We start from the raw sequence: 11,814 nt of genomic DNA, 5'->3' as shown, positions 1-11,814 counted from the left end.
CACCCCTGTTTGCGGCGTCCTGTGGTTGTAAACAATTCGTGATCCCGCCACAACCGGCAAAATCCACCCCGGCTTCTGCCCCGCCACGCGCCCGGGCGGGCCGGCGGACTCAGCCGCCGACCAGCAGGCTCACCCCCACCGCGACCAGGAACAGCGCGAACACGCGCTTGAGCACGTCGCCGTGCAGCCGGTGGGCCAGCCACGTGCCCCATGGCGCCGCCAGCACCGAGGCCACCGCGACGCCGACCGCGGCCGGCAGGTAGACGTAGCCGACCGCGAACTCCGGCAACGCCCCCGCTGGCGCGTGCAACGCGTAGCCGGTGGCGCTGGCCAGGCCGATCGCGACGCCGCAGGCCGACGAAGTGCCGACCGCGCGTACCGGGGCGACGCCGCGCCAGACCAGCAGCGGCACCGTCATGCTGCCGCCGCCGATGCCGACCACCGCCGACAGCGCGCCGATGCCGACGCCGGCGCCGGTCATCGGCACGCCGGACGGCACCACGCCCTCGCCGTCGCCCCGGCGCGGCTTGCCGAAATGCAGCTGCGCCGCGGCCAGCAGGCAGTAGCCGGCCACCACGTAACGCAGCACGTCGTCGTCTATCCGCACCGCCACCCCGCTGCCGAGCCAGCCGCCGAGCAGCAGGCCCGGCACCATCCACGCGACCGTCGGCCACAGCACGCTGCCGCGGCGCGCGTGCGCACGCGCCGACGCCGCCGCGGTCAGCACGATGCTGGCCAGCGAACTCGCCAGCGCCGCGTGCATCGCCGCGTCGGCCGGCACACCCAGCAGCGGCAGCAGCCACGCCAGCGCGGCCACCAGCACCAGCCCGCCCCCGACGCCAAGCAGGCCGGCCAGCACCCCGGCGACGGCGCCGAGCAACGGGAACAACAACCAGGTCAACGACATCGTTTCCTCCCGACGGCACCGTGCCGCCCGCGCGGGACTGTACGTCAGCCCGTTCCGAGGCTCCGCGTGACGGCGCGATCACCCACGCCCGTGGACCCTGTGCCGGCCCATCCTGAATCATTCACCTGGCCCCCGTTATGGTCTGACGATGCACTGCCGCCCACTCCCCCTGATGCTCGCCGCGCTGGCGACGACGTTCGCGACCGTCGCCTGCGCCCAGTCCAACCCCGTGCCGCCGGCCGAGGAGCCGGTGCGCAGCGCGACCCCGGTGGCCGCGCCGGCGCCCGGCACACCGGTCGCAGCCCAGGTCGACCCGCGCCAGGCCCGGATCGAGGCCGCGATCAGCGCCGCCGAGCGCGGTGATTTCGACGCCGCCCACTTCGGCGACCTCGCCGACCACCCGCTGTACCGCTGGGTCGAGTACGCCGGCCTGCGCCGCAACATCGACAGCGTGTCGAACGAGCGCGCGACCGGATTCCTGCAGCGCCATCGCGGCGAAGCGGTCGCCGGCGCGTTCCGCGAACCGTGGCTGGCCGCCGCCGCGCGCCGCGACGACGACGCGGCCTTCCTCGCGGCGTGGAGCGACGAGGTCGACTCGACCAAGCTGCGCTGCGCGAAGCTCGACGCGCAACTGACGCTGGGCCGCATCGACGCGAAATGGACGTCCGACGCGCAGGCGGTCTGGAACGGCAGCAAGGGCGAGTCGCTACCGGACGATTGCAACCCGGTGTTCGCCGCGCTGGCCGCACGCGGCGGGCTGACCGACGCGATGCGCTGGCAACGCTTTGACGAGGCCGCGGCGGCGTGGCAGCCCGGCGTGATGCGTGCGATCGCGGCGGAGCTTCCGGCCGACCAGCGCGCGCTGGCCCTGGACTACGCAGCCTTCATCGACGCGCCGCACCCGCGCGCGCTGCAATGGCCGAAGACCGACCGCAGCCGGCTGGTCGCCTCGCAGGGACTGGCCAGGCTCGGCAAGAACGATCCGGGCCAGGCCGAATCGCTGCTGCCGCAGTACGCATCGGCGCTGGATTTCACCGAGGCCGACCGCGGCCGCGCGCTGTACATGATCGCGCTGTGGACCGCGGCGTCGCTGCTGCCCGAATCCGAGCGCCGGCTCGCCGCCGTGCCCGATGCGAGCTACGACGCGCGCCTGCACGAGTGGCAGGTGCGCGAGGCGATCGCGCGGTCGGACTGGCGGGCGGCGCTGGCCGCGATCCGGCGGATGGACGACAAGCAGCGCAGCGATTCGAAGTACGAGTATTTCGAGGGCCGGCTGGCGGAACTGACCGGCGACGCGGAGACGGCGAAGGCGCGCTACGCGGCCGCCGCGCGCGAGCCGGAATTCCACGGCTTCCTCGCCGCCGACCGGCTCGGCCAGCCCTACGCGCTGTGCCCGCGGCAGGTCGACGCGGACGGTGCGGCGAAGGCGGTGGTCGCCAGTGACCCGGCGCTGCAGCGTGCGATCGGGCTGGCGCAGCTGGGCCGCCATGGCTGGGCCGTCGCCGAGTGGAAGGACGCGCTGGAACGCTTCGACGACCGCCAGCGGCGGATCGCGGTGGAGGTGGCGCAGGTCAACGGATGGTTCGACCGCGGGGTGTTCGGGCTGGAAAGCGACGAGCGCAGCTACTACACGTTGCGGTTCCCGCTGCACCACGACGCGACGATCCGCCGCGAGGCGGCGCGCAACCGGATCGACCCGGCGTGGGTTGCGGCGGAGATCCGCGCCGAGAGCATCTTCAATCCGCAGGCACGTTCGGGTGCCGACGCGCGCGGGCTGATGCAGGTGTTGCCGTCGACCGGCGCGGCGGTGGCACGGCGGATCGGACAGCCGTGGGGCGGCGGCGAGAGTCTGTACGACGCGGACACCAACATCGTGCTGGGCACGGCGTACCTGCGGCAGATGCTGGACGAGTACGGCGGCAAGCCGTACTTCGCGATCGCGGGGTACAACGCCGGACCGACGCCGCTGCGGCGGTGGCAGGGCGACCGGCCGGGGATGGACGCGGATTTCTGGATCGAGACGATCACGTACGCGGAGACCCGCGATTACGTGGCGCGGGTGCTGGCGTTCAGCGTGATCTACGACTGGCTGCTGGACGGGGATGCGCTGCGCTTGACGGACCGGATGGAAGGTCGGGTGGATGGGCCGCGAAAGACGTTTGCGTGTCCGGCTGCGGAGTGATCGCGATTACGGAGCCCGCGCGGCTGCGGGCATCATGTCGGGCATGAAGACCTATCTCGTGGGCGGAGCGGTGCGCGACCGGTTGCTGGGGCTTGAGCCGGGCGACCGCGACTGGGTGGTGGTCGGCGGGACGCAGGCGTCGATGGAAGCGGCGGGGTTCAAGCCGGTCGGCCGCGACTTCCCGGTGTTCCTGCATCCGCGGACGGGTGAGGAGCACGCGCTGGCGCGGACGGAGCGGAAGTCGGGACGCGGCTACCGGGGGTTCGTGGTCGACGCGGATCCTTCGGTGACGCTGGAGGAGGACCTGGCGCGGCGGGACTTCACGATCAACGCGATCGCGCAGGATGCGGACGGCAACCTGGTCGATCCGTTCGGCGGGGCGCGCGACATCGAGGCGCGGGTGTTGCGGCACGTCGGCGAGGCGTTCGTCGAGGATCCGCTGCGGGTGTTGCGGGCGGGGCGGTTCATGGCGCGGTTCGCGGCGCTGGGCTTCACCGTTGCGCCGGAGACGATGGCGCTGATGCGGGAGATGGTCGCGTCGGGCGAGTTGGCCGAGCTGGTGCCGGAGCGGGTCTGGCAGGAGTTGCGCAAGGCGCTGGCGAGTGCGCGGCCGTCGGCGTTCCTGCGCACGCTGCACGACTGCGGCGCGTTGGCGGTGGTGCTGCCGGAGGTGGATGCGCTGTATGGCGTGCCGCAGCGCGCGGAGTACCACCCGGAGGTCGACACCGGCGTGCACGTGGAGCTGGTCTGCGACATGGCCGCACAGCTGGCGCCGGGCGACGACGTGATCGGTTTCGCGGCGCTGGTGCACGACCTCGGCAAGGCGCTGACGCCGGAAGACGTACTGCCCAGGCACATCGGCCACGAACAGGCCGGCGTGGCGCCGGTGCGCAAGCTGTGCGAGCGGTTGAAGGTCCCGGTGGCGCACCGCGAACTGGCGGTCGCCTGCTGCCGCGAGCATCTCAACGTGCACCGCTTCGACGAGTTGCGCGCGTCGACCGCGGTCAAGCTGATCGAGCGCTGCGACGGGTTCCGTCGGCCCGAGCGGATCGGGCAGATCGCGATCGTCTGCGAGGCCGACAAGCGCGGGCGCGCGGGGCTGCAGGACGTGCCGTATCCGTCCGGCGAATTGCTGCGCCGGGCCCATGCGGCGGCCTGCGCGGTGCGCGCCGCGGACCTGCCCGAAGGGCTGGAAGGCCCCGCCGTCGGCGAGGCGATGCGCGCCGCGCGCATCCGCGCGGTGGCCGCGGCGACCGGCAGGAAACCCTAGGCCGGAACGCCGGGCACCCGTGCTGGCACCCGGCGCCCCGACCGGCGTGGCTCAGAACCCGTAACCCACGCGCGCGTAGTAGAAGCCGCCGTTGAACCCGTACGGCGTGTGCACCGGGTAGCGCGCACCGGCAACGCCGGCCCACGGGTTCTCGTCGGGCTTCTCGTCGAACAGGTTCTGCGCGCCGAGGCTGAAGTACAGGCCCGAGGCGAACTTCCAGCCGACGTCGGCATCCACCGTCACCGCGCTGTCGCCATGGATCGGCAGGCCGCCGTCCTCCGGCCGCACCACGTCGCTGTCGAGGTGGTCCTCGTAGAACGAGCCGTAGTAGTTCAGCCGCAGGCTGGCGTGGAACACCTCGCGCTGGTGGGTGACGCCGAGGTAGCCCTTGGTCCGCGGCAGCGACTCCTCGATCTTCTTCACCCGCGCCTCGGAGATGATGCCGGGGGTGAACTCGTCGACCTCGGTGCGGTTCCAGTTGGCCGCCAGCGAATACGTGGTGTCGCCGCCGAAGTGCTTGCTGGCATAGCTGGACACCAGGTCGACGCCGGTGGTGGTGGTGTCGAAGTCGTTGACGAAGAACTTCACCTTGCTGATCGACGCCGCCTCCGGGTTGCCGCCGGCGACCAGCGCCGCGCGGTCCTCGTCGGTGACCGTGAAGCCCGCGCTGAGGGCGATGCGGTCCTCGGTCTCGATGCGGTAGGCGTCCAGCGTGGTGAGCCAGCCGCCACTGTTCCAGACCAGGCCGAGCGAGGCGTTGGCCGACTCCTCCGGCTGCAGCGGCTCGGCGCCGTAGTACCTGGCGATCGGGTTGGTCGGCGCCAGGGTGGCGCTGTCGAGCAGGCGGCCGTCGCTGAACTCGGTGATCACCTGCTCGGCGTTGGCCTGGCCCGGTGTCGGCGCGCGGAAGCCGGTGCTGACCGCGCCGCGCAGGGCGAACGCGTCGGTGACGTCGTAGCGGCCGGTCAGCTTCCAGTTGGTGGTGCCGCCGAAGTCGCTGAAGTCCTCGTGCCGCACCGCCGCCGCCAGCAACAGCTGCTCGGTGAAACGGGTTTCGGCGTCGACGTAGACCGCCCAGTTGTCGCGCGCGTGACTGCCGGCCGTGCGCGGGTTGAAGCCGTTGAAACCGTTGGACCCCAGCGAGAAACCCTGCGAGACGAGTGGCCCGATCGCGTAGGACGCCGGGTCGCCGGCGATCACCTCGAACTCCTCCTCGCGCCATTCCGCGCCCAGCGCGAGGCTGAGCATGCCGGTGCCGAAGCCGACGTCGAGATCGCGCACCACGTCGAAGTTGAAGTTGGTCTCGGTCTGCACGTTGCCGCCGGGGGCGAACTCGTTCCCGCCCGGCTGGTTGGGCCCGAGCGAGGCGTTGACCGTGTTGAGCATGTAGAACTCGATCTCGTTGCGGCCGCGGCTGCCGCTGAGATCTCAGTACCAGCCCTCGCCCCACATGCCCTTGAAGCCGAGCACCAGCGAGTGGTCCTCCATCCGGCCGCCGAAGCGCGGGGTGAAGCCGCCGGTGAATGCGGTCAGGTGGGTGAAGCACTCCGCCGGCAGCGCGGCGACCGCGGCGGCGACGCCGGCGTACGGCAGCAGGTTGCCGTCGGCGTCGCGCAGGGCGACGGTCGGGCAGGTCACTGCGTTGGTGGCGTCGAGGTCGCCGATCAGCAGGGTGTTGCCGCCGTCGTTGGAGAACACGCCGGCGCGGTCGGTCGGGTTGCGGTAGTAGAAGCTGCCCTCGACGTCGCGCTTGGCGTAGTTGCCGAAGCCGTAGAAGTCGACGTGCTCGCCGGGGATGCCGAAGTTGGCGACGAACTTCATGTCCTCGTGGGTCTGCGGCGAGCCCCATACCTGCACCGGGTCGGCGACGCCGGGGTAGCCGGCGGCGGCCACCGCCGCGGCGTCGTCGCGCTGCACGCTGCGCGAGGTCGGGTCGGCGCTGCGCCATTCGGCGGTCAGGGTGGCGAAGCCGCGCGCGGTCAGCGGCAGGCCGACCTGCGCCGAGTACTGCTCGGTGATGCCGTCACCTTCGTAGTACTCGCCGGCGAAGGCCTCGACCGCACCACCGTGGTCGAGCTGCTTCAGGCTGAAGTTGATCACCCCGGCGATGGCGTCCGAACCGTACTGCGCGGCGGCGCCGTCGCGCAGCACTTCCACCTGCTCCAGCGCCATCGACGGCAGCACCGAGATGTCCGGGCCCTGCGAACCGTCCGACAGGCCATGACCGAGGAAGGTGATGACCGCTGCGCGGTGGCGGCGCTTGCCGTTGACCAGCACCAGGGTGTTGTCCGGTGGCAGCCCGCGCAGCGTGGCCGGGCGCACGAGGGTGGCGGCATCGTCGATCGGGATCGTGCTGACGTTGAACGACGGCACCAGCGTGCGCATCTTGTCGAGCACGTCGACCGACGGCTGCTGGTGGAACTTCTCGCCGTCGAGGATGTCGATCGGCACCGCCGAACTGGCTTCGGTGCGCGGCTTGGTGCGCGAACCCAGGACCGACACGGTGTCGAGGACCGTCGGCTCCCCGTCGGCGGTCGACGCCGGTTGTGGCGCGGCCGGTTCGTCATCGACGGACTGGGCGAAGGCGGTGGAGGTCGTGGTGCTGGCCGCGAGCATGGCGGCCACCGCCACGGCAAGGCGATGACGTGCGATGGAGCGCATATCGGTTTCCTTTCCGTTGTTATGGACATCCCCTGTCGTCGGGCAGACTCCCCCATCCGCCGGCCACGCGCAACCGGCTCCACGGCGATGCGCGGCCGTCAAAGCGCGACGTGTTTCACGGAAACGGCGCCCGGATACGGCTCAGCCGGGCTTGCGGCTCCAGCGCGCATCCAGCCTCTGCAACGTGCCGGCCAAGGGCGTCGGCGACAACAGCAGCCCGGCCAGCGCACCCAGTGCGTTGGCCATCGCGTCGGCACTGTCGGCGCTGCGGTCGGTGGTCAGCACGCCCTGCGCCACTTCGGTCGCGATGCCGAAGGCGATCACCACCAGCGCTGCCAGCGCCTGCGCCCGCATCCGCGCGAACAGCATCACCGCCCACGCCGACAGCACCGCGTAGCCGATGAAGTGCTGGACCTTGTCGATGCCTTCGAACGACGGAGCCGGCAGCGCGTCGGCGTTCCACAGCGAGCCGAGCGCAACCAGCGCGAACAGCGCGACCCACAGGCCGATCCACAGCCACGGCCGCCGGAACGCGCGCAGCGCGCGCGGCGGCGCCTGTGAACTCACAGCCGGAAGCTCAGGTCGCCGACGAGGAACGCGGCACCGAACTCGACGTCCTTCTCGAAGCCCATCACCTGGAAGCGCTCACCCATCTCGGTCGGCAGGGTCAACCGCTTGACCTCGCTGGTGCGGCGATGGCGCTCGGTCTCGTCGTCGATCTGTTCGATCCGCTGCAGTACGCCGGCCAGGCCGTTGCCGAGCAGGAAGCTGGCCTGGCTGCAGTAGCCGGCGAAGTCGAAGCCGGCACCGACGCCAGCTTCGGCCAGCGCGGTGAAGTCGACCGACGCGGTGATGTCCTGCAGCCCCGGCCACAGCAGCGGGTCGGCGTGCATGCGGTGGCGGTAGTAGGCGCGCAGGGTGCCGTCGTCGCGCTCGGGCTGGTAGTACTCGCCGCGCGGGTAGCCGTAGTCGACGAACAGCATCGCGCCGCGCTGCATGCCGCCGGCGACCGCCTGTACCCAGTACGGCAGCTGCGGCAGCACCTCGCTGCGGTAGCCGGCCGGCAGGCGCCGCTCCAGCCGCCGCTCGATGTGGCGCACGGCGTTGGCCAGGAACGCGTCGGCCGGGCGCAGCACGCGCACCGGCACGCCGTCCTCCAGCGCGACGTACTCCTCGTAGACCTCGCCGGCCTCGCCGCCGCCACCGCCCTCGATCGCGAAGCGCGGCGTCGGCAGCGCGTCGATCACCTCGTTGGCGAACAGCACCCCGTTCCACTCGTCGTCGAACGGCCGGTCGAGCCATTCGACCAGTTCGAACACCGGCGGGATCAGGCGCTGCTGCAGCCGTTCGCGCTGGCGCTCGCGCAGCTGCGCGCTGGGTTCGAGGATCGCGTAGCGGTCGGGCAGCGCGTCGAGTTCCAGCAGCCGCTTGAGCGCGACCTCGGCGAACGCGCCGGTACCGCCGCCCAGCTCCAGCACGCGCGACTGCGGGCCAAGCTGCTGCAGCACCGGCGCCAGGCTCTCGGCGACGCAGGCGGCGAACACCGGGCCGAGCTCGGGCGCGGTGACGAAGTCGCCCTCGGCACCGAACTTGCTCGCGCCGGCGCTGTAGTAGCCCAGGCCGGGCGCGTACAGCGCCAGCTCCATGAAGCGCGAGAACGGGATCGCGTGGCCGTCGGCTTCGTCGATCCGGTCGCGGATCAGCGCCGCCAGCCGCGCGCTGTGGGCGGCGGCGTCGGCATCGGGCACGGGGAGCTGGAAGTCGGTCACGGTGGCATCCGCTGGGGCAGTCGCGCAGGATAACGGTTCGGCCGCGGGCGCCCCGCGAAGGGACGTCGCGCGGCCGTCGCCACGTCGCATGGAGAACACGATGGAGCACCCGGTCGCCCTGGTCACCGGCAGCGCGCGCCGCATCGGCGCGGCGATCGCGCGGACGCTGCACGCGGCCGGCTACGACGTCGCGCTGCATTGCCACCGCTCGCGCGGCGAGGCCGACGCACTCGCGCGCGAACTGGAGGCCCGGCGCCCCGCCAGCACCTGCGTGCTGCAGGCCGACCTCGCCGCGTTCGACCGGCTGCCCGAACTGGTGGCGCAGGCGTTCGGCCGCTTCGGCCGGCTCGACGCGCTGGTCAACAACGCCTCCGGCTTCGAGCCGACCCCGGTCGGCACCACCACGCCGGCGCAGTGGGACGCGCTGATGGCGACCAACGCGCGCGCGCCGTTCTTCCTCGCCCAGGCCGCCGCGCCGCACCTCGCGGCCACCCGCGGCGCGATCGTCAACCTGGTCGACATCTACGCCGAGCGGCCGCTGGCCGGGCACACCGTCTACTGCATGGCCAAGGCCGCGCTGCTGGCGATGACGCGCTCGCTGGCGATCGAGCTGGCGCCGGCGGTGCGGGTCAACGCGGTGTCGCCCGGCGCGATCCTGTGGCCGGAGGGCGGCGGCGAGGACGAGTCGCGCACGGCGATGCTGGAGCGCACCCCGCTGGGCCGCACCGGCACGCCGGAGGAAGTCGCCGAGGCGGTGCGCTGGCTGCTGCAGGACGCGACCTACAGCACCGGCCAGGTGCTGCACCTCGACGGCGGCCGGATGCTGGCCGGCTGAGCGCCGCGGCTCAGAGCCGCACGATCTCCAGCTGCTCGTCGCGGTCCGGGTGTGCCGCCCACAGCGCCGCCAGCGTGCGGCCGTCGCCGGGCACCGCCACGTCGGGCGCGATGTCGGCCAGCGGTCGCAGCACGAAGGCGTGCTGCAGTTCCGGCCGCGGAATGCGCAGGTTGCCGGGACCGCTCAGCACGAGGTCGTCGAACAGCACCACGTCGATGTCGAGCGTGCGGTCGCCGAAGCGCGGCCCGCTGCGGTCCCGGCCGTGGGTGTCCTCGAGCGCGTGCAGCCAGTCGTTGAGCGCCAGCGGCTCCAGATCGGTCTCGATCACCGCGGCGGCGTTGAGGAAGTCGCCACCGTCGAAGCCGACCGCGCGGGTTCGGTAGACCGGCGACAGCACCACGGTGCCGAAGCGCCGGTGCAGTGCGTCGATCGCGCCGCGCAGGTGGAGGACCGGGTCGAGGTTGCTGCCGAGGCTGAGGTAGGCGCGGCTCATCGGGGGTTCTGCGGTGGTCGGTCAGTGGTCCGCGCCGGCCGGCGCGGTGGCGCCATTGTCACCCTTCGCGGCCTCGCCGGAGGAACCTGCGCCCAGCTTCTCCAGCGCGCCGGCCACGTCGGCGCCGCCGGGCGCCTGGTACAGCCGCAGGCCGAACTCCGGCAGCATCGCGATCAGGTGGTCGAAGATGTCGGACTGGGTGTTCTCGTACGGCACCCACGACACGCTGGCGGTGAAGCAGTACAGCTCCAGCGGCAGTCCGGTCGGACCGGGCGCCAGCTGGCGCACCATCAGGGTCATGTCCTGGTTGATGCCCGGGTGCGCGCGCAGGTACTGGTCGACGTAGGCGCGGAAGGTGCCGATGTTGGTGACCCGGCGCGTGTTGACCGGATCCTTGCCGCCGGCCAGCAGCGACTGGTTGTACTCCTCCAGCTCGCCGCGCTTGTGCTCCAGGTACTCGTCGATCAGGGCGATCCGGCACAGGCGGTCGCGTTCGGCCGGCTCGAGGAAGCGGATCGAGTTCTGGTCGATCAGCAGCGAGCGCTTGATCCGCCGCCCGCCCGACTCCTGCATGCCGCGCCAGTTCTTGAAGCTTTCGCTGATCAGCTTGTAGGTCGGGACGGTGGTGATGGTCTTGTCCCAGTTCTGCACCTTGACCGTGTTGAGCGCCATGTCGATGACGTCGCCGTCGGCGTTCTGCGACGGCATCTCGATCCAGTCGCCCACCCGCAGCATGTCGTTGCCGGCCAGCTGCACGCTCGCCACCAGCGACAGGATGCTGTCCTTGAACACCAGCAGCAGCACCGCGCTCATCGCACCGAAGCCCGATAGCAGCAGCAGCGGCGAACGCTCGATCAGGGTCGCGATCATGATCACCGCGGCCAGCACGAACAGCACGATCTTGACCACCTGCAGGTAGCCCTTGATCGGCCGCTCGTGCGCGCGCGGGCTGTGGCCGACGTAGAGGTCGTTGACCGCGTCGAGCAGCCGGCTCAGCGCCTGCGCGACGATCAGCGCGACGAACGCCAGCGCGACGTTGCGCACCACCGCGACCACCCCCGGGTGCAGCTCCGGCACCAGCGGGATGCCGGTCGCGATGATCAGTGCGGGGACGATGTGGGCCAGCTTGGCCAGCACCCTGCGGCCCATCAGCGCATCGTCCCAGTGCATCGGCGAGGCGGCGGCGACGCGCGTCACCACCTGCAGCAGGACCCGCCGGGTCAGCCAGTTGGCGAGCCACGCGACCAGCAGCAGCGCGAGCAGCCCCAGCACGGGGCGGGCGTAGGGAAATCCGGAAACCGGGGCGAGGAGTTCGTGGCTTGCGGGATCAATCATCCGGCAAGGGTAGCGGCCGGGCGCTCGATGATCACCCCGACCGAACGCGCGCCGCGCACCGCACCGGGCTTGCTCAGCCGCAGCCTCACGTGGCGCACGCCGAACTCGTCGAGGATGACCGCAGCGACCTTCTCCGCCAACGTCTCCACCAGCCCGTAGTCGGACTCCGACACGACCTGGATCACCCGCTTGCTGACCGCCTTGTAGTTGAGCGTGTCGCCGATCGCGTCGGTCGCCGCAGGCACGCGGTTGTCGAACGCCATCTCGATGTCGAACACCAGCGGCTGGCGGATGCGCCGCTCCCAGTCGTAGATACCGATCAGCGCCTCGATCTCGAGGCCCTCGATGAATACCTTGTCCAT

General features: G+C 71.6%; 11 protein-coding genes. 3 read left to right on the top strand and 8 right to left on the bottom strand.

The genetic code is table 11. The annotated features are described in order from the left end of the window. Nucleotides 1–109 precede the first annotated feature (109 nt). Nucleotides 110–907, bottom strand: coding sequence for a sulfite exporter TauE/SafE family protein (locus N799_RS10935; protein WP_036212262.1), 798 nt, complete (start codon nucleotides 905–907; stop codon nucleotides 110–112). Between the two features lie 172 nt (nucleotides 908–1,079). Between N799_RS10935 and N799_RS10930 the strand changes: the two genes are divergently transcribed. Beyond that, on the top strand, nucleotides 1,080–3,089 hold the full coding sequence (locus tag N799_RS10930) for a lytic transglycosylase domain-containing protein (RefSeq protein WP_081974982.1): 2,010 nt from the start codon (nucleotides 1,080–1,082) through the stop codon (nucleotides 3,087–3,089). A gap of 43 nt (nucleotides 3,090–3,132) precedes the next feature. Beyond that, nucleotides 3,133–4,359, top strand: a complete 1,227-nt coding sequence (locus tag N799_RS10925; RefSeq protein WP_036212286.1) for a multifunctional CCA addition/repair protein — start codon at nucleotides 3,133–3,135, stop codon at nucleotides 4,357–4,359. Nucleotides 4,360–4,410: 51 nt separating this feature from the next. Here N799_RS10925 and N799_RS16010 read toward each other — a convergent pair whose 3' ends face one another. The 4 genes from N799_RS16010 to N799_RS10910 form a co-directional block, all read right to left on the bottom strand. After that, nucleotides 4,411–5,745 (bottom strand): TonB-dependent receptor plug domain-containing protein, encoded by a 1,335-nt coding sequence (locus tag N799_RS16010; RefSeq protein WP_238978926.1) that lies wholly within the window; start codon nucleotides 5,743–5,745, stop codon nucleotides 4,411–4,413. Between the two features lie 42 nt (nucleotides 5,746–5,787). Next, nucleotides 5,788–7,020 (bottom strand): TonB-dependent receptor plug domain-containing protein, encoded by a 1,233-nt coding sequence (locus tag N799_RS16005; RefSeq protein WP_238978924.1) that lies wholly within the window; start codon nucleotides 7,018–7,020, stop codon nucleotides 5,788–5,790. Between the two features lie 141 nt (nucleotides 7,021–7,161). Then, entirely contained in the window at nucleotides 7,162–7,587 is a 426-nt protein-coding gene (locus tag N799_RS10915) for a VanZ family protein (RefSeq protein ID WP_052101485.1), read from the bottom strand. Then, nucleotides 7,584–8,789, bottom strand: coding sequence for a class I SAM-dependent methyltransferase (locus N799_RS10910; RefSeq protein WP_036212260.1), 1,206 nt, complete (start codon nucleotides 8,787–8,789; stop codon nucleotides 7,584–7,586). Before N799_RS10910 ends, N799_RS10915 begins: the two co-directional genes overlap by 4 nt. 88 nt (nucleotides 8,790–8,877) lie before the next feature. Between N799_RS10910 and N799_RS10905 the strand changes: the two genes are divergently transcribed. Beyond that, nucleotides 8,878–9,624: a pteridine reductase gene (locus N799_RS10905; protein WP_036212258.1), complete on the top strand. Its 747-nt coding sequence runs from the start codon at nucleotides 8,878–8,880 to the stop codon at nucleotides 9,622–9,624. Nucleotides 9,625–9,634: 10 nt separating this feature from the next. On the opposite strand, the gene folK is transcribed toward N799_RS10905, so the two are convergent. From folK to folB, 3 genes are read right to left on the bottom strand one after another with little or no spacing between them, the layout of a single operon-like run. Further along, a complete protein-coding gene (gene folK / locus N799_RS10900) occupies nucleotides 9,635–10,117 on the bottom strand; it encodes a 2-amino-4-hydroxy-6-hydroxymethyldihydropteridine diphosphokinase (RefSeq protein ID WP_036212256.1) in 483 nt (160 codons plus the stop codon). Between the two features lie 21 nt (nucleotides 10,118–10,138). Beyond that, nucleotides 10,139–11,452: a mechanosensitive ion channel family protein gene (locus N799_RS10895; protein WP_081974980.1), complete on the bottom strand. Its 1,314-nt coding sequence runs from the start codon at nucleotides 11,450–11,452 to the stop codon at nucleotides 10,139–10,141. Then, the gene (gene folB, locus N799_RS10890; protein WP_036212254.1) at nucleotides 11,449–11,814 is read right to left on the bottom strand and encodes a dihydroneopterin aldolase; all 366 of its coding nucleotides are present in this window, start codon (nucleotides 11,812–11,814) and stop codon (nucleotides 11,449–11,451) included. The genes N799_RS10895 and folB overlap by 4 nt, the downstream gene beginning before the upstream one ends.

The sequence above is a fragment of the Lysobacter arseniciresistens ZS79 genome (assembly GCF_000768335.1).
Lineage (GTDB): Bacteria > Pseudomonadota > Gammaproteobacteria > Xanthomonadales > Xanthomonadaceae > Novilysobacter > Novilysobacter arseniciresistens.
The sequence above is the reverse complement of the archived record's forward strand: the minus strand, read 5'-3'. Positions and strand labels throughout refer to the sequence as shown.